The sequence below is a fragment of the Geobacillus sp. 47C-IIb genome, from assembly GCF_014679705.1.
Lineage (GTDB): Bacteria > Bacillota > Bacilli > Bacillales > Anoxybacillaceae > Geobacillus > Geobacillus thermodenitrificans.
In genome coordinates, this window is sequence record NZ_CP061473.1 from 1,908,255 (window position 1) to 1,924,826 (window position 16,572).

The 16,572-nt window shown below is 48.6% G+C and carries 17 protein-coding genes and 1 pseudogene; 1 reads left to right on the forward strand and 17 read right to left on the reverse strand.

The annotated features are described in order from the left end of the window. Window positions 1-6: 6 nt before the first annotated feature. The 13 genes and pseudogenes from yycF to IC804_RS09720 form a co-directional block, all read right to left on the reverse strand. Window positions 7-678: a response regulator YycF gene (gene yycF / locus IC804_RS09660; RefSeq protein ID WP_190300597.1), complete on the reverse strand. Its 672-nt coding sequence runs from the start codon at window positions 676-678 to the stop codon at window positions 7-9. Window positions 679-902: 224 nt separating this feature from the next. Beyond that, window positions 903-2,189, reverse strand: coding sequence for an adenylosuccinate synthase (locus IC804_RS09665; RefSeq protein WP_008880807.1), 1,287 nt, complete (start codon window positions 2,187-2,189; stop codon window positions 903-905). 159 nt (window positions 2,190-2,348) lie between these two features. After that, window positions 2,349-3,713 (reverse strand): replicative DNA helicase, encoded by a 1,365-nt coding sequence (gene dnaB, locus IC804_RS09670; RefSeq protein WP_008880808.1) that lies wholly within the window; start codon window positions 3,711-3,713, stop codon window positions 2,349-2,351. 94 nt (window positions 3,714-3,807) lie between these two features. Beyond that, window positions 3,808-4,257 carry a 50S ribosomal protein L9 gene (gene rplI, locus IC804_RS09675; RefSeq protein ID WP_011888453.1) on the reverse strand — a complete coding sequence of 150 codons (450 nt, stop codon included), beginning with the start codon at window positions 4,255-4,257 and terminating at the stop codon, window positions 3,808-3,810. Beyond that, window positions 4,254-6,230, reverse strand: a complete 1,977-nt coding sequence (locus IC804_RS09680) for a DHH family phosphoesterase (RefSeq protein ID WP_029761080.1) — start codon at window positions 6,228-6,230, stop codon at window positions 4,254-4,256. Before IC804_RS09680 ends, rplI begins: the two co-directional genes overlap by 4 nt. A 46-nt stretch (window positions 6,231-6,276) precedes the next feature. After that, window positions 6,277-7,203, reverse strand: a complete 927-nt coding sequence (locus IC804_RS09685; RefSeq protein WP_008880811.1) for a YybS family protein — start codon at window positions 7,201-7,203, stop codon at window positions 6,277-6,279. A gap of 77 nt (window positions 7,204-7,280) precedes the next feature. Next, window positions 7,281-7,517: a 30S ribosomal protein S18 gene (gene rpsR, locus IC804_RS09690; protein WP_008880812.1), complete on the reverse strand. Its 237-nt coding sequence runs from the start codon at window positions 7,515-7,517 to the stop codon at window positions 7,281-7,283. Window positions 7,518-7,556: 39 nt separating this feature from the next. Beyond that, window positions 7,557-8,051: a single-stranded DNA-binding protein gene (gene ssb, locus IC804_RS09695; protein WP_011888458.1), complete on the reverse strand. Its 495-nt coding sequence runs from the start codon at window positions 8,049-8,051 to the stop codon at window positions 7,557-7,559. Window positions 8,052-8,080: 29 nt separating this feature from the next. Then, window positions 8,081-8,368 (reverse strand): 30S ribosomal protein S6, encoded by a 288-nt coding sequence (gene rpsF / locus IC804_RS09700; RefSeq protein ID WP_008880815.1) that lies wholly within the window; start codon window positions 8,366-8,368, stop codon window positions 8,081-8,083. A 225-nt stretch (window positions 8,369-8,593) separates the two neighbouring features. Then, window positions 8,594-9,694, reverse strand: coding sequence for a redox-regulated ATPase YchF (gene ychF / locus IC804_RS09705; protein ID WP_008880816.1), 1,101 nt, complete (start codon window positions 9,692-9,694; stop codon window positions 8,594-8,596). Window positions 9,695-9,793: 99 nt separating this feature from the next. Beyond that, a pseudogene (locus IC804_RS09710) lies at window positions 9,794-11,070 on the reverse strand (molybdopterin-dependent oxidoreductase). Window positions 11,071-11,136: 66 nt separating this feature from the next. Next, window positions 11,137-11,334 (reverse strand): DUF951 domain-containing protein, encoded by a 198-nt coding sequence (locus IC804_RS09715; RefSeq protein WP_008880819.1) that lies wholly within the window; start codon window positions 11,332-11,334, stop codon window positions 11,137-11,139. A gap of 18 nt (window positions 11,335-11,352) precedes the next feature. Continuing rightward, on the reverse strand, window positions 11,353-12,252 hold the full coding sequence (locus IC804_RS09720) for a mechanosensitive ion channel family protein (protein ID WP_008880820.1): 900 nt from the start codon (window positions 12,250-12,252) through the stop codon (window positions 11,353-11,355). A 173-nt stretch (window positions 12,253-12,425) separates the two neighbouring features. On the opposite strand from IC804_RS09720, the gene yyaC reads away from it, so the two are divergent. Continuing rightward, window positions 12,426-13,049 carry a spore protease YyaC gene (gene yyaC, locus IC804_RS09725; RefSeq protein WP_008880821.1) on the forward strand — a complete coding sequence of 208 codons (624 nt, stop codon included), beginning with the start codon at window positions 12,426-12,428 and terminating at the stop codon, window positions 13,047-13,049. Window positions 13,050-13,132: 83 nt separating this feature from the next. On the opposite strand, the gene IC804_RS09730 is transcribed toward yyaC, so the two are convergent. From IC804_RS09730 to noc, 4 genes are all read right to left on the reverse strand, one after another. After that, complete coding sequence (locus IC804_RS09730) at window positions 13,133-13,834, reverse strand: DUF554 domain-containing protein (protein ID WP_008880822.1); 702 nt, start codon at window positions 13,832-13,834, stop codon at window positions 13,133-13,135. 51 nt (window positions 13,835-13,885) lie between these two features. Then, window positions 13,886-14,746, reverse strand: a complete 861-nt coding sequence (locus IC804_RS09735) for a ParB/RepB/Spo0J family partition protein (RefSeq protein WP_008880823.1) — start codon at window positions 14,744-14,746, stop codon at window positions 13,886-13,888. Then, window positions 14,739-15,500: a ParA family protein gene (locus IC804_RS09740; RefSeq protein ID WP_008880824.1), complete on the reverse strand. Its 762-nt coding sequence runs from the start codon at window positions 15,498-15,500 to the stop codon at window positions 14,739-14,741. The genes IC804_RS09735 and IC804_RS09740 overlap by 8 nt, the downstream gene beginning before the upstream one ends. A 124-nt stretch (window positions 15,501-15,624) precedes the next feature. After that, complete coding sequence (noc, locus tag IC804_RS09745) at window positions 15,625-16,470, reverse strand: nucleoid occlusion protein (RefSeq protein WP_008880825.1); 846 nt, start codon at window positions 16,468-16,470, stop codon at window positions 15,625-15,627. Window positions 16,471-16,572 lie beyond the last annotated feature (102 nt).

Genomic DNA, 16,572 nt, shown 5'->3' on the forward strand with positions numbered 1-16,572 from the left:
CTCGGCTCATGACTCCTGTTCCGGGTTGCGCAAGTAGTAGCCGACCCCCCGTCTAGTAACGATCCATGACGGGTGAGAAGGGTTATCCTCAATTTTTTCACGCAGCCGTCTTACCGTTACATCGACCGTGCGTACATCGCCATAATAGTCATAACCCCAGACCGTTTGCAACAAATGCTCGCGCGTCATCACTTGGCCAATATGTTTCGCCAAATAGTGGAGCAGTTCAAATTCGCGGTGAGTCAATTCAATCGTTTCCCCGCGCTTTTGTACGACATACGCGTCCGGACGGATTACAAGCGGACCGACGACGATTTCATTCGTTTCGCTCTCCTCTTCCTCTTGGGTCGCTGTTTGCGCATGGCGGCGCAAGTTCGCTTTCACCCGCGCCAATAGCTCCCGCGTGCTGAACGGTTTGGTGACATAATCGTCTGCTCCGAGCTCCAGTCCAAGCACTTTATCAATCTCCGAGTCTTTCGCCGTCAGCATAATAATTGGCATATCGTATTTTTTTCGCACTTCGCGGCATACTTCCATCCCATCTTTTAGCGGAAGCATAATATCAAGCAAAATTAAATCCGGCATTGTTTCTTCCAAAACCGTATCACTTCGCAAGTTAAATTGCAAAATATCAGCAATCGGTTTTTCATCATCAACAACTAAAATGCGTTTTTCCATCTCGTTCACATCCTTCCCTTTTGCGATGGAATGCTATCATTACTAATTTATCATGTTATGAAAATGAAATCATCCTTTGTCGATTGCCATTTTGAGGGGTAGGCTGATCGACTTTTTCTCCTTAAAGGCAAGTGGCTTCGAAAATGTGATCTCCGGCGCGAAAACAATGAAAAAGGCATAGACGCACAAGCATCTATGCCTGCTTCCTATCGACCGTCACTCGCTTACGCGTAGACGCTGCGGACGACATTCGTTTGCGAGCGATCCGGGCCGACGGAGAAAATCGAGAGCGGGATGCCGGTGAGCTGGGAAATGCGCTCGACATAGTGGCGAGCGTTCGCCGGCAGCTCGTCCAAGCTTCTCACACCAGTAATGTCTTCCGTCCAGCCTGGCAGCTCTTCATAAATCGGCTCACATTCGGCCAATACTTTTAAGCTGGCTGGAAATTCTTCAATCACTTCACCACGATAACGGTAGGCCACGCAAATTTTCAATGTTTCAATACCGGTTAAGACGTCAATCGAATTGAGCGACAAGTCGGTGATACCGCTCACCCGACGGGCGTGGCGGACGACGACGCTGTCAAACCAGCCGACGCGGCGCGGACGGCCGGTTGTCGTCCCATACTCGCGGCCGACTTCGCGGATGCGGTCGCCAATTTCATCGTGCAGCTCGGTCGGGAACGGCCCATCGCCGACGCGCGTCGTGTATGCTTTCGCCACCCCAACGACATGTTTAATTTTCGTTGGGCCGACACCAGCGCCGATCGTCACCCCACCAGCTACCGGGTTGGATGACGTAACAAACGGATATGTCCCTTGGTCGATATCGAGCATGACACCTTGCGCCCCTTCAAACAAGACGCGACGCCCTTCATCGAGCGCATTGTTCAACACGACTGATGTGTCGCAAACGTACTTAGCGATTTGTTGACCGTACTCGTAGTATTCTTCGAAAATGTCCTCGTGCCGGAAGCCTTCGACCCCGTACACTTTTTCAAACAACATGTTTTTCTCTTCTAAATTGCGGGCCAACTTTTCCGCGAACACATCGCGGTCAAGCAAATCAACGATACGAATGCCGATGCGCGCCGCTTTGTCCATGTATGCCGGGCCAATCCCTTTTTTCGTCGTGCCGATTTTGTTCGCACCTTTCCGCTCTTCCTCGAGCCCATCCAGTTTCAAATGGTATGGCAAAATAACATGAGCGCGGTTGCTAATGCGTAAATTATCCGTCGAAATGCCGTGTTCATGCAAATATGAGAGTTCAGCGACAAGCGCTTTCGGGTCGACAACCATTCCGTTGCCGATGACACAAATTTTATCTTTATAAAAAATGCCCGACGGGATTAAGTGCAGCTTGTACTTTTCCCCGTTAAACACGATCGTGTGTCCGGCGTTGTTTCCTCCTTGGTATCGGGCAATCACTTCCGCATTTTCCGATAAAAAGTCAGTAATTTTTCCTTTCCCTTCATCGCCCCATTGTGTGCCGACAACAACAACTGACGACATGGCGAGCACCTCCAGTTTCCACGGTCTAAACATTGTAAGTGTAACAGTTTTCAGGCATAAAGTCAATGAAACACGAACATTAAAAACAATTATAAACTATTTTATTCGTTTATTAACCAGAGACATGAAAAGAGGCGATGCCATTGGCATCGCGCTGTTTTATGCTCCTGGCGGAATTTGCGCCTCATCGAAACGGCGCTCTAAGTTCACAAATTTATTATACTCTTTAATAAAAGCAAGCTGTACCGTCCCCACTGGGCCGTTACGCTGTTTCGCGATAATGATCTCGATAATATTTTTGTTCTCGGAATCTTTGTTGTAATAATCATCCCGATATAAAAAAGCGACGATATCAGCGTCTTGCTCAATGCTTCCGGATTCACGAATGTCGGACATCATCGGCCGCTTGTCTTGGCGCTGCTCAACGCTGCGCGACAGCTGTGACAAGGCGATGACTGGCACTTCGAGCTCGCGGGCGAGCGCCTTTAACGAACGGGAAATTTCCGATACTTCCTGCTGGCGGTTTTCTTTGCTGCGTCCGCTTCCTTGGATAAGCTGCAAATAGTCAATGACGATCATGCCAAGGCCGCTTTCTTGTTTCAGACGACGGCACTTGGCGCGAATATCACTGACGCGGATGCTCGGCGTATCGTCAATATAAATGCCAGCGTTCGATAAGCTCCCCATCGCCATCGTCAGCTTACCCCAGTCTTCCGGCGTCAGTTGGCCGGTGCGCAAGTTTTGTGCATTGATATTTCCCTCGGCGCAAAGCATCCGCATCACGAGCTGCTGGGCACTCATTTCTAAACTGAAAATGGCAACATTTTCGTTTGCTTTTGTGGCTACGTTCTGCGCGATGTTTAAAGCAAACGCCGTTTTCCCGACCGACGGCCGGGCAGCAACGATGATCAAATCGCTCCGCTGAAAACCGGACGTCATCCGGTCAAGCTCAGTAAATCCCGTCGGGATGCCGGTAATTTCTCCGTTCCGGTTATGGAGCATTTCAATATTATCGTACGTTTGAACGAGAATATCCTTAATATTTTTAAAGGCACCTGAATGTTTCCGTTGGGAAACCTCCATAATTTTTTGTTCTGCTTCATCAAGCAGAAGGTCGATTTCGTCTTCCCTTGTATACCCGTCCTGGGCGATCGATGTCGCCGTACGGATGAGGCGGCGAAGCACCGATTTTTCTTCCACGATGCGGGCGTAATATTCAACGTTAGCCGCTGTCGGCACGGCATCGGCGAGCTCGCTTAAATATGAGACACCGCCGATCTCTTCAAGCTGCTCGGAAGCAGCGAGTTCCGCTGTCACTGTGACTAAATCAACCGGTTCGCCTTTGTCGGCGACACGAAGCATGGCGTGGAAAATTTTTTGATGGGCCGCGCGGTAAAAATCTTCTGGAATTAACATTTCCGAAGCGAGCGTTAACGCAGTGGGATCTAAAAACACGGCGCCAAGCACAGCCTGCTCGGCTTCAATGCTTTGCGGAGGAATTCGTTCAGAAAAAAGTTCACTCATCGTCTCACCACCTTTTCCCCTGTTAGCCGATAAGCAAGGAAGCCCCGCCGCAGCGGGCGGGGACATCTTCGCATCTTGGAGTGAACCGTCACCGTTATTTTTGTTCCGTCACGTGCACTTTTAATGTTGCTGACACTTCCGGATGAAGCTTCACCGGCACGTTCGTATATCCGAGGGCGCGAATGGCATCGTTAAGCTCGATTTTCCGCTTGTCGAGCTTTAGGCCGTGCTGGGCTTGCAGCGCCTCAGCAATTTGCTTGCTCGTGATCGAGCCGAACAAACGGCCTCCCTCACCTGCCTTCGCCGCAATTTCCACTGTCAGCTTTTCAAGCTGCTCTTTTAACTTTTTGGCATTCGCCAGCTCTTCCGCCGCTTGGCGCTGTTCTTTTTGTTTTTGCGCTTCGAGTGCTTTTAAATTCGCTGGCGTCGCTTCAATGGCCAACCCTTGTTTGAACAAAAAGTTGTTCGCATAACCGTCGGCAACGTTTTTGATTTCCCCTTTTTTCCCTTTTCCTTTTACATCTTTCAAAAAAATGACCTTCATACTGGCTTACCCCCCTCAAAATAGTCATGAATCGCTTCACGCAGCTGCTGCTCCGCCTCTCCGACCGTCACACCGGAAAGCTGAGCGGCAGCATTCGTTAAGTGCCCGCCTCCGCCAAGCCGTTCCATAATCACTTGCACATTGACATCGCCCAGCGAGCGGGCGCTAATGCCGACTGTTCCGTCGCCTCGCTTGGAAATGACGAACGAAGCGACAACACCGCTTAACGTGAGAAGCGTATCAGCCGTTTGCGCGATTAACACTTGGTCATGCACTTCGTTCTCGTCTCCTTTAGCGATGGCAATGCCATGTTCATCGATTGCTGCCCGCTCAATCAATTTTGCCCGTTTAACGTAATTGGCCACGCTTTCCCGCAGCAGCTTTTGCACGAGCACCGTATCCGCCCCTTGAGCGCGCAAATATGAAGCCGCATCGAACGTCCGTGAACCGGTGCGGAGCGTGAAGCTCTTCGTATCAACGACAATGCCAGCAAGCAACGCTGTCGCTTCAAGCATCGAAAGTTTCACTCGTTTTGGCTGATACTCCAACAACTCAGTGACAAGCTCAGACGTCGACGAGGCGTACGGCTCCATATAGACGAGAATCGGCGCCTCGATAAACTCTTCACCGCGGCGATGGTGATCGATGACGACGATATGGTCGGCACGATATAACAGCCGTTCCTCAATGACAAGCGACGGCCGATGGGTATCAACAACGATCAAAAGCGTATCTTCCGTTATGAGCTCAAGCGCCTGTTCTGGCTTGATGCATCTTGCCCATAAATCGGCCTGTTTTTTCATTTCCTCAAGCAGCCGCTGCGCTCCAGCGTCTGTTTTCATAGCGTCAACAACAAGAAATCCTTCCTTTTGGTTCGATTGAACAACTTTTAAAATGCCAATGGCGGCTCCAAGCGCGTCCATATCCGGGTATTTGTGACCCATAATGAGCACTTTATCGCTCTCGGCAATCAGTTCGCGAAGCGCATGGGAAATGACGCGGGCGCGGACGCGCGTCCGCTTTTCCATCGGATTCGTTTTGCCTCCGTAAAACTTGACTTTTCCGTTTCCTTGCTTAATCGCCACTTGGTCGCCGCCGCGTCCTAACGCTAGGTCTAGGCTCGATTGAGCAAGCGTCCCAAGTTCGGGAAGCGAGGACACGCCGGCACCGATGCCGATGCTTAACGTAATCTGGGCCTGATGTTTTGCCGTTTGTTCACGCACTTCGTCCAAAATCGAAAACTTACTTTTTTCCAATTGCGTCAATATATGCTCGTTTAATACAGCAATAAACCGGTCGGAGGACGTTCGTTTTAAAAAGATGCCGTAATCATTCGCCCAACGGTTTAATACGGACGTGACAAGGCTGTTCATTTGGCTCTTCGCTTGATCGTCCATTCCTTGGGTAATCTCATCGTAATTATCAAGAAAAATGATCGCCAACACCAATCGCTCTGTCTCATAACGCCGTCTCAGCTCCATATGCTCAGTAACATCGAAAAAGTAAAGAAGCCGTTCATGGCGGTGGACGATCACTTTCAGCTGTTTTCCATTCAGTTCAATGATTTCTTCGTCGGTTTTCCCTTTTTTCACAAAAGCAGCCAACGGTTCGGAAAGTTCAGCGAGCGAACGCCCAATTAATGTCTGTTCTTTAAAACAAGCTGCTAAAAACCGGTTCGACCATTCGATTTTGTCTTCCTCATCGAGGAGCAGAATACCGATCGGCATCTGCATCAGCGCTTCCTCGCTGACTTTTTTTACTCGGTATGACAAGTTGGAAATATATTGTTGCAGCTCCTTGTGTAAAGAGCGTTGCGACCAAATGACGTAATAAAGCAAAAAACCAACACCGAGAAGACCGACGAGCCCAAGCATCCATTGAAAATAAAACAAGCTAACAGCCATAAGCACCGCCAAGGCGGCTAACGCATAGGACGGATAACGGTACGTTTTCCTTTCGTAAAAATGAGACATTCAAGTCAGCTCCTACACTGCAAAAATGGCTTACTTTATCCAATTATTATATGCGGCGGCGCAAATCAAATCCTAAATCAATTATACCGAATATCGCCACAAGATAAAGTAGAAAAGGCAGGAATAAGCAAATAACCGTCCCCGCGACAACAACACCTTTTCCTATGCCTTTTTTGTAAGCGGCGTAGTACAAAAATGAAAACCCCTGAACAATCAAGGCAAGCTGCAACACGTAAGATACGTTCAATACAGCAATGTATGTAAATGTTCCCTCTTTAAGCGGAAATAGGGATAAAACGAGCACAAGGACATAAATCCATAACACGCTTTTGGGCAAGGAAAGCTCACGAAACGGCGGCCACGTGCCGACTGGCAGTTTCAGACGTTTCATGACTGGAAGCGAGACAATAATCGTCACGTACGCCAACACAAACGAGGCGACGAAAAACAAAGTCGGAGTCATGTAACTAATCAGCACAATGGCTTGCTCAAACTGTTTTTTCATCTCCGTCGGCGGTGTTTGCCCCATTCCTTCCATGACGCGCATTGCCGTATCAAATGATTCACGCACTAGCGCGAGTGTATCTTGGATCATATCAACTTGCAAAAATTGAATCGAAATGACATAGTCAAGCACAATGTTGGCTAAAAATACGAGCGCACCAATAAGCAAAACAAGGTAACGATTTTTCTTTTTCACCAGCATCGCGCCGACCGCTATGCCAAAAGTTCCGAACATAAGCGCCATCGGCAGCGACAAAAGCGATCCGATCAAACCGGAGACGACAAGCGCCGCCGCAAGCAGCAACCACGCGGGAATGAGCCCGTGGCGCATCGTAAACACCATAAACGGAAGCGCTAAAAACAAAGCAGCAATGAAACCGATAAACGGCACGTATAACGCGAGCAAAAGCAAAACGGCAAACAATGCCAATTCAATCGCTGCTTCAGTGAGAGCATGCGTCTTTCGCAATGAACGTTCTCCTTTCCGTCTAGTGATCAGCATAAATAGAAAAAAGCAGTAAGGTCCCCCTTACTGCTTTTTTCAGCTCACTCGTCCGCAACATACGGCAAAAGCGCCATTTGGCGCGCGCGTTTGATCGCGACCGTCAATTTGCGCTGATATTTCGCGCTCGTTCCTGTCACGCGACGCGGTAAAATTTTGCCGCGTTCGGAAATGAATTTTTTCAGCAAATCAACGTCTTTGTAGTCGATATGCGTGATGTTATTCGCCGTGAAATAACATACTTTGCGGCGTTTGCCACGTCCACCTTTCCGTCCTGCCATGGTCCGTTTCCTCCTTTCTGTCCCTGTCTTCCTTATCAATTAAAACGGCAAATCGTCGTCAGAAATATCGATCGGTTGGCCGTCATTGGCGAAAGGATCTTCATCAATGCGGCCAATCCCTTTTTCGTTCGGGTATCGGTGGTTCTGATCTTGTCCGAATGGGAACGGATCCCCATAGTAGCCGCCTGCTGCTGCCCCACGTTGCTCGTTGCTTCCTTTTGGCTCAAGAAATTGGACGTTATCAGCCACCACTTCCGTCACATACACGCGCCGGCCTTCTTGGTTTTCATAGCTGCGAGTTTGCAGCCGGCCGTCCACTCCGGCTAAGCTTCCTTTTTTTAAGAAGTTAGCGACGTTTTCTGCCTGGCGACGCCAAACAACACATTGGATAAAATCAGCTTCACGCTCGCCCTGCTGGTTTGTGAACGGGCGGTTGACCGCGAGCGTAAATGTGGCAACAGCCACTCCGCTTGGAGTGTAGCGCAACTCCGGATCTCTCGTTAACCTGCCGACCAAAATGACGCGGTTAATCATCAGAACCACCTCTTAACATATACCAAAAATTATTTTTCTTCTTTTACGACGATATGACGGATGATATCTTCGCTAATGCGCGCTAAGCGATCAAATTCTTGCACCGCTTGCGGTTCTGCCATGACGTTGAGAATCATGTAATAACCGTCACGGTATTTTTCAATTTCATAGGCTAAACGGCGTTTGCCCCAATCCGTCACATTCGTAATCTCCGCACCTTTTTCTTTCAACACGTTGTTGAAGCGTTCGACGACAGCTTGTCTTGCTTCATCGTCCATGTTCGGGCGGATGATATACATGATTTCGTATTTTCTCACGCTCGTCACCTCCTTTTGGTCTAAACGGCCCTTCCGCTGAAGGGCAAGGAGTAATAGCCATTACTCACATTCGTTGATTATACCACGATTGCAAGTGATAAGCAAGGGCATGTCTCGCATTCTGGCTGCGCAAACATCTTCCAGCGCCATTGCGGAAAACAGCGTACCAGTTAGAGAGTTTTCCTTCGGCAAATGTGATCGTTTTTCCTCGAACTTGCCGTTATGTTACACGTTAAACCGGAAGTGCATAATATCGCCATCTTGCACTTCGTAATCTTTTCCTTCGAGGCGCACTTTGCCGGCTTCCCGCGCTGCCGCCATCGATCCAGCAGCGACTAAATCAGCGTACGAAACAGTTTCAGCGCGAATAAATCCACGTTCAAAGTCAGAGTGAATAATGCCAGCGCATTGCGGCGCTTTCATTCCTTTCCGGAACGTCCATGCTCGTACTTCTTGCTCACCGGCAGTGAAAAATGTGGCCAGTCCCAGCAAGCTGTAAGCAGCGCGGATAAGCTGGTCAAGACCAGACTGCTTAATGCCGAGCTCTTGCAAAAACTGTTGTTTTTCTTCGTCGCTGAATTCAGCGATTTCTTCTTCAATTTTAGCGCAAACGACGATGACCTCAGCATTGTCGCTCTTCGCAAACTCGCGCACTTCAGCAACGAACGGATTGCTATCTGGATCAACCACATCTTCTTCCCCGACATTAGCGACGTAAAGCATTGGCTTTGTCGTCAACAAATGTAGCTGTTTAACGACTCTCATCTCTTCATCAGTGAATTCGACCGTACGCGCCGGTTTGCCGGCTTCAAGCGTCTCTTTTAATCGCAGCAAAATGTCGTATTCAAACGCTGCTTCTTTGTCTTTTTGCTTGGCAATTTTGCCGACCCGTTCGATTCGTTTGTCTACTGTTTCTAAATCGGCGAAAATAAGCTCCAAATTGATCGTTTCAATATCGGCTAGTGGATCGACCTTGCCGGCAACGTGGGTAATGTTTTCATCGTTAAAACAACGAACCACTTGGCAAATCGCGTCCACTTGACGAATGTGCGATAAAAACTTGTTGCCGAGCCCTTCTCCTTTGCTCGCTCCTTTGACGATGCCGGCAATATCGGTAAATTCAAAGACGGTCGGCACCGTGCGCTTCGGCTGGAACATTTCCATCAGTACATTTAACCGCTCATCAGGTACTTCGACGACACCAACGTTCGGTTCAATCGTACAAAACGGATAGTTGGCTGATTCAGCTCCTGCCTTTGTAATCGCGTTAAACAACGTCGATTTGCCGACGTTCGGCAAGCCGACAATTCCTGCTGTCAATCCCATTCGTCCCACTCCTCTTTCCCGTTCGCATCTTCCCTCATTATATGGGCTGGCAAGAAAAATGACAAGCGTACCGCCAGTCTGTTCTGGAAAAAGCGTTTTTTAGGTCGTTTCTCTTTCTTTCAGCACTATTTTTTGAATGTGAACTAAACAGTCATACAGTGTACTGCCGCAGCCGTTGCCCGACTCCAAATCCAACGTGAGTACGTTAAACGAACCGCCAAACGCCTCCCCATTGTCCTTCATCAATATTGATTGTTCCCGGATAAGCACCATCAAACACTTTGAACGTGCCGGCGAGCGAGCCGCAGTCGTTGTAGACAAGCACCTGATCACCATCAGTGTGCCCTCTTTCGTCGGCAACATCGGCTGCAACTTCAATGTGAACCATCTGCAATGCCGGAATGAGCGGATAGTGCTGCAAATGGTTCGACCCGAGCGGATGGATCGTCAGCAACCGGTACGGATATTTCGCGGCCAATAACGGATTCGATTCTTTTGATTCAGCCGGATACATGATTTGGAGACGGCCATCCATCCCTTTTTGTCGAACAATGTTAGATATGAGCTCATATTTGCCGCTTGGCGTTTGAAAGCGACGGTCGCACCATGGCACCGGTTCGACAGGCAAAAAAACGCGGTGCTCTGCCTTCAGCCGTTCAAGCGTAATGCCGTCTCGTTCCAAAGGTCGAAGCGCCATCGCGAGAAACTGCTCGTGCGTATAGGCAAATTCATCTGCAAAGCCTACGCGCTTCGCCAGCTCCGTCCAAATCCAAAGGTCGGGATTTGCCTCGCCCGGCGGAATGAAAATGAGATACTTACTCGATGGATTCTGTCTAATGGTTGCATATCAATGCATGTTCGTCCGGGCGACGTTTCGCTCCCAAATAACGATATGACGACTATTCCTTGATATCTTCTGGTGAATGACTGTACGCGTTGCCAAAATCTCACGTTTGCGCTTCAATCCCCGCACCCCAGCAAAGGCTGCCGACAAGTTCCATCACTCCACCATAGCAGTTGAAAAAACGTCGGTCCAAATTTTTCAACAGCCCGTTATTGGCGTAATCATGGTTACGAAGCACAGCTGTCGGACCGAACCGTTTTTTAATTCCCGCACGTTTCGAGCAATATCATCAAACGTCTCTTTCCACGAAACACAGATAAACTGCCCGTTCACTTTTTTCAGTGGATAAAGGAGACATTCCTTAGCATTGACCCGCTCTTTCAACATTCGTCCGCACCTGCAAATGCTCCCTTACGTGATCGGGTGTGGTTCATCGCCGTCAATGCGCACGACTTTTCCTTCCTTCACCGTCACTTTCAACCCGCATACCCTAGCCATTGAGCGGGCATGACGTCACATGCGTGATTTCCATCCTTTTCCCTCTTAATTAACAAAAGAGCATGGGACAGCTGCCCATGCTTTTTTGGTTCGCATTTCTCTATTCCTCGTGCTTGACTAACACTTTTTTCATTTTACGGATAAACTCTTTGCGCGGCAAAAGAACACTATGGGCGCATCCTTCACATTTAATGCGAATATCAGCGCCTAGACGGATCACCTTCCAACGGTTCGTACCGCACGGATGCGGTTTTTTCATTTCAACGATATCATACAAACCAAATTCTTTCCCTTCCATCCACTCACCCCCATATCATCACGATTGTTCCCTTTGCCGCTTCACCGCAGACTGTTCGTCTTCATCCCGGCGATGCAGCACGAGTCGTGGATACGCAACTTCGATCCCTCGTTCGTCTAAAAGCATCTTTACTTCTTTGCGAATGGCTCTTCCTATACCGATATGGCACATCGGTTTTGTTTCACATACAATGCGGAGCACGACTTCCGGACCGGTCACATTTTGCACGCCGAGCAGTTCCGGCGGAGCGACCATATCTTCATATTTTGCCGGCAGCTGCGGCAGAAGCTCGCGAATTGCTTGTTCTGCCTCTTCAATATCCTCTTCGTAAGCGATGCTGACGTCTACAACCGCCAAGCTATTATGAAGCGAATAGTTTGTCACTTGCGTGATGCTGCCGTTCGGTAAAATGTGCACTTCTCCAGTCCAACTTTTAATTTTCGTCACCCGCAACCCAATTTCTTCCACATACCCTTCAAAATTGTCGATGCGCACGTAATCGCCGACAGCAAACTGGTCTTCAAAAATGATGAAAAATCCGCTAATGATGTCTTTCACTAAACTCTGCGCCCCGAAGCCAACGGCCAAGCCGACGACCCCAGCCCCGGCCAACAGCCCTTTAACGGGAACACCCAACGTATCTAAAATCATCAATAACGCAATAAAATATAATGCGTATGTAATGACGTTGTCGAGCAGTCGCGCTAGCGTCATCTCCCGACGTTCCGAAAATCGGAGCGGTGCTTTCTGGCGCATTTTGAATGCATTATGGACGGCCATTTTCAATACTTTCACCGCTACGGCGCATATGAGTAGGATAAGAATAATATAAAGCGTCTTTTTTCCGATCTCAGTCCACAAGTTCTCATCTGTCAAAAACTCAAAGAACGGATTCACCGTTTTTTCAATTGTCTTCAACGTTGACGACACCTCTACCTTATTTCATTCTGCGCTTTTTATTTTAACAAGATCGATCGTTGATTTGTAGTCATGCACCAGATGAAAAAGAAAAACAAACGTCAAGATGTATATCATTCTTTTATTTTCCGTATACTGTTAATACTTTTGAATCGAAAGTAGGAGTGAAGTGAATGAGCATACCGTCGATATTTTTCTCTTCCAAGGAGGATAGAAATCGTATTTTTTACGATGAACAAGGAGCGGTGGCCGCGATTGCCTGGCGGATCGCTTCGCTGCTTCCGGATCCGCTCGTCCAACCGATCGCCATCGTCTGCATCGGCACAGACCGTTCAACCGGTGATTCGCTCGGACCGCTTGTCGGCACGATGCTACAGGAGAAGCCATTGACCCGCTTTCACGTCTACGGAACGCTTGAAGAACCGATCCACGCTGTCAACCTAGAAGAAAAAGTGGAAGCCATTCAGCTCATTCATGGTGATCCATTTATGATCGCGGTCGATGCTTGTCTCGGACGGCTGAAAAGTGTTGGCGCCATCACTGTAGCCAAAGGACCGGTTCGCCCTGGAGCTGGGGTGAATAAACAGCTTCTTCCCGTCGGCGACGCCCATATTACCGGAGTAGTGAATGTGAGCGGATTTATGGAATTTTTCGTCCTGCAAAATACACGCCTTCATCTCGTCATGAATATGGCCAAAACGATCGCCAACGGCATTTATGAGGCAGAACGGCATCTCATCCGGAAGGAACGGCTTGCCGTCCAACCGTTTCCGAAAGATCGACATTCATTATGGTAGGTGGCCAATCCCCCTCTTGACAAGCTATTTCAAGAAGGGGATTTCTTTTTTCCTTCCCTTAAAGGTGTCGACAGCAACTTTTGTTAAACGAACGAAAGAATGAAAACAGCCGCTGCCGTTACAAGAATACTCGGCAACAAATTGGCCACGCGAATGTTTGTCAAACCAAGCATATTCAGCCCGATAGCTATAATTAAAATTCCCCCGGTTGCTGTCGATTCAGCGATAAACGCATCCAACACTTCCCTTGGCACAAATCGCTCGATTTGTGTCGCCAACAAAGCGATGCTGCCTTCGTATATGATAACGGGCAGCGTAGAGAAAATGACACCGATGCCAAGCGTCGTTGTCAAAATAACACTGGTAAATCCATCCAAAATCGATTTCGTATACAAGACGCTATGGTCGCCGCGCAACCCACTGTCAAGCGCCCCGACAATCGCCATCGCACCGATGACAAATAATAATGTCGCGCTGACAAACCCTTTCGCAATGCTTCCTTCCCCGTGGCCGCCGACTTTCTTCTCCAACCATTGGCCGAGCCGATTCAACTTTTCCTCCCAGTTCCAAAGCTCCCCGAGAATACCGCCAAAAACGAGGCTGAAAATGACGATAAGAAACTGCTCGCTTTTCATTCCCATCTGAATGCCAAGAAGTGCTACTGCTAGCCCGATGCCCCCCATTACTGTCTCTTTTACCCGTTCGGGAATACGGTGAAACCATTTTCCGATCAAGGCTCCGACAACAATGCTAATTCCGTTGACAATCGTCCCTAGCAATACCATGGTGTTCAATCCTCTCTAATAAAAATAAACCGGCCTTGGTTAAGGGCCGCTCTACTCATCGAACTGTACGTCAAGTAGTTCCAATATTCTCTCTAAGTCTTCCGGAGAAAAAAATTCGATTTCGATTTTCCCTTTTTTCTTTGATTGTTTAATCGTGACGTTCGTGCCAAATTTTTCGCGCAACAGCGATTCGCTTTCCCGGATAAACACGCTTTTTTCCGGTGGTTTTCGTTTCGATGTTTCACGTGAAACATTTTCATTCATTTGCTGGACCAGTTTCTCAAGCTGGCGCACGTTCAGCCCTTCACGAACCGTTCGCTCAACGATGGACTTCATTTTTCCTTTTTTCTTCAGCCCTAAGAGCGCACGACCGTGTCCCATCGAAAGTGTGCCGTCAATGAGCAGCTTTTGTACTTCGGGCGGAAGAGACAATAAGCGCAAATGGTTGGCAATGTGCGGACGGCTCTTCCCGACGCGGCTGGCAATTTCCTCTTGTGTCAAGTGCAGCTTGTCCATCAACATTTTATACGCCATCGCTTCTTCGATCGGGTTCAAATCCTCACGTTGCAAGTTTTCCAAAAGCGCAAACTCCATCATTTGTTCGTCCGTTAACTCGCGCACGACAACAGGAACGGACGGCAAATTTGCTTCTTTTGCCGCCCGGTAGCGCCGCTCGCCAACGACGATTTCAAACCCTTTCAGCGAGCGACGAACGATGAGCGGCTGCAAAATACCGTGCTGCAAAATCGATTGTTTTAGTTCCTCAATCGCCTCAGGCTGAAACGTTTTCCGCGGCTGGTACGGGTTCGGATGGAGATCAGAAATGCTGACTTCGAAGATGGTTTCCTCTTCCCCGTTGAGCGAGAGGTTGTTAAACAGCGCATTGATGCCTTTACCGAGACCTTTAGCCACGTTCAAGCACCTCCTTCGCCAGTTCCAAATACACTTCCGCTCCCCGCGATTTGACATCGTATAAAATAATCGGCTTGCCGTGGCTTGGCGCCTCGCTCAGCCGCACGTTTCTCGGGATGATCGTTTCGTACACTTTTTCGCGGAAATACTTTTTGACTTCTTGAATCACTTGTAAACCTAAATTCGTCCGTGCATCAAGCATGGTTAACAAGACGCCTTCAAGGCGTAAATCATAGTTTAAGTGCCGCTGCACGAGCCGGATCGTGTTCAGCAGCTGGCTGAGCCCTTCAAGCGCATAATATTCGCACTGAACAGGGATCAGGACAGCATCCGCCGCCGTCAACGCATTTAACGTCAGCAATCCTAACGAAGGAGGACAGTCAATAATGATAAAATCATACACAGTCTTGAGCGGATCGAGCGCGTTTTTAAGCCGAATTTCACGGGAAATGACCGAAACGAGCTCAATTTCTGCGCCTGCTAGCTGGATCGTCGCCGGAATTACGTATAAATTTTCGATATTTGTCGGCCGAATGACATCTTTTGCTTTCATATCGCCAATAATGACGTTGTAAATGCATTCGTCGACATCGCCCTTTTCAATGCCGATTCCGCTCGTTGCGTTCCCTTGCGGATCGACGTCAACAAGCAGCACTTTTTTTCCGAGATACGCCAAACAAGCCGACAAGTTGACGGCTGTCGTCGTTTTCCCAACTCCGCCTTTCTGGTTTGCAATAGCAATGACTTTGCCCACGATGCCACCTACCTCTATCTATTACTCATAAATTCTATTTTATCATGAAAAAAAGAAAAATGACTTTGTTTTCTGAAAGAAAAAACCCCATCAGCCGCGCTTGATGAGGCAACAGGTGACTTCGTTATTTTTTTGCAATGCGAATCGTAATTTGATAGTAATCGTCAAACTCTTCTTCTTCAGAATGGACCGACACCCCGCTATTTTCTACCATGGAAAGCGATTGGCGAATCGTATTGACAGCGATGCGCATATCTCGGCTGAACGCCTTTCTCTTCGGCTTCGGCTTTCGTTCGCCTGCCTCAAGCATCTTTAGCACGCGGTCTTCTGTTTGTTTGACGTTTAATTGTTTATCGATGATTTCTTGCAGAAGCTTCAGCTGTTTCTCTTTATCTTTCAATGCAATTAACGCACGCGCATGGCGTTCGGTAATCGCCCGTTGCAGGAGTGCCTCCTGCACTTCTTGGGGAAGCTTAAGCAGTCGCAGCTTGTTGGCGATGGTCGACTGCCCTTTGCCGAGGCGTTGGGCAAGCGCTTCCTGCGTTAAATCGTGGAGTTCGATCAATCTGGCATACGCCATCGCCTCTTCGATTGGCGTCAGTTCCTCACGCTGCAAGTTTTCAATGAGGGCAACGGAGGCGGTTTCTTTATCGTTTAAGTTTTTAATAATAGCGGGGATTTCCGTCCAACCAAGCTTTTGCACCGCTCTCCATCTCCGCTCGCCGGCGATGATTTCAAATTGTCCGTTGTCGCATTCGCGGACGACGATCGGTTGGATGATGCCGTGCGTGCGAATCGTCAACGCCAGTTCGGCAATTTTTTCTTCATCAAATACCGTGCGCGGCTGAAAACGGTTCGGAATAATACTGGCAACCGGTATGTTGCGAACTTCTTCCCTCTCTTGCTTGCCCCCCGCCTCTTCTTGCTCTTTTTCTCCAAAGCTGAACAAACGTGAAAACGGATGCTTCATCCCCCTACACCACCTTTGGACATACTTGGCCAATATTCTCTGTTTCGCCCAGCAGGTGCCGCTGCTTATGGCCGTCTTTGTTTTCCTCGAAACGGAACGCGA

Bases quoted from the DNA above. Each gene is read 5' to 3' on its own strand.
- yycF (WP_190300597.1), bottom strand. From the start codon at position 678: ATGGAAAAACGCATTTTAGTTGTTGATGATGAAAAACCGATTGCTGAT.
- IC804_RS09665 (WP_008880807.1), bottom strand. From the start codon at position 2,189: ATGTCGTCAGTTGTTGTTGTCGGCACACAATGGGGCGATGAAGGGAAA.
- dnaB (WP_008880808.1), bottom strand. From the start codon at position 3,713: ATGAGTGAACTTTTTTCTGAACGAATTCCTCCGCAAAGCATTGAAGCC.
- rplI (WP_011888453.1), bottom strand. From the start codon at position 4,257: ATGAAGGTCATTTTTTTGAAAGATGTAAAAGGAAAAGGGAAAAAAGGG.
- IC804_RS09680 (WP_029761080.1), bottom strand. From the start codon at position 6,230: ATGTCTCATTTTTACGAAAGGAAAACGTACCGTTATCCGTCCTATGCG.
- rpsR (WP_008880812.1), bottom strand. From the start codon at position 7,517: ATGGCAGGACGGAAAGGTGGACGTGGCAAACGCCGCAAAGTATGTTAT.
- ssb (WP_011888458.1), bottom strand. From the start codon at position 8,051: ATGATTAACCGCGTCATTTTGGTCGGCAGGTTAACGAGAGATCCGGAG.
- ychF (WP_008880816.1), bottom strand. From the start codon at position 9,694: ATGGGATTGACAGCAGGAATTGTCGGCTTGCCGAACGTCGGCAAATCG.
- IC804_RS09715 (WP_008880819.1), bottom strand. From the start codon at position 11,334: ATGGAAGGGAAAGAATTTGGTTTGTATGATATCGTTGAAATGAAAAAA.
- yyaC (WP_008880821.1), top strand. From the start codon at position 12,426: ATGAGCATACCGTCGATATTTTTCTCTTCCAAGGAGGATAGAAATCGT.
- IC804_RS09730 (WP_008880822.1), bottom strand. From the start codon at position 13,834: ATGGTATTGCTAGGGACGATTGTCAACGGAATTAGCATTGTTGTCGGA.
- noc (WP_008880825.1), bottom strand. From the start codon at position 16,470: ATGAAGCATCCGTTTTCACGTTTGTTCAGCTTTGGAGAAAAAGAGCAA.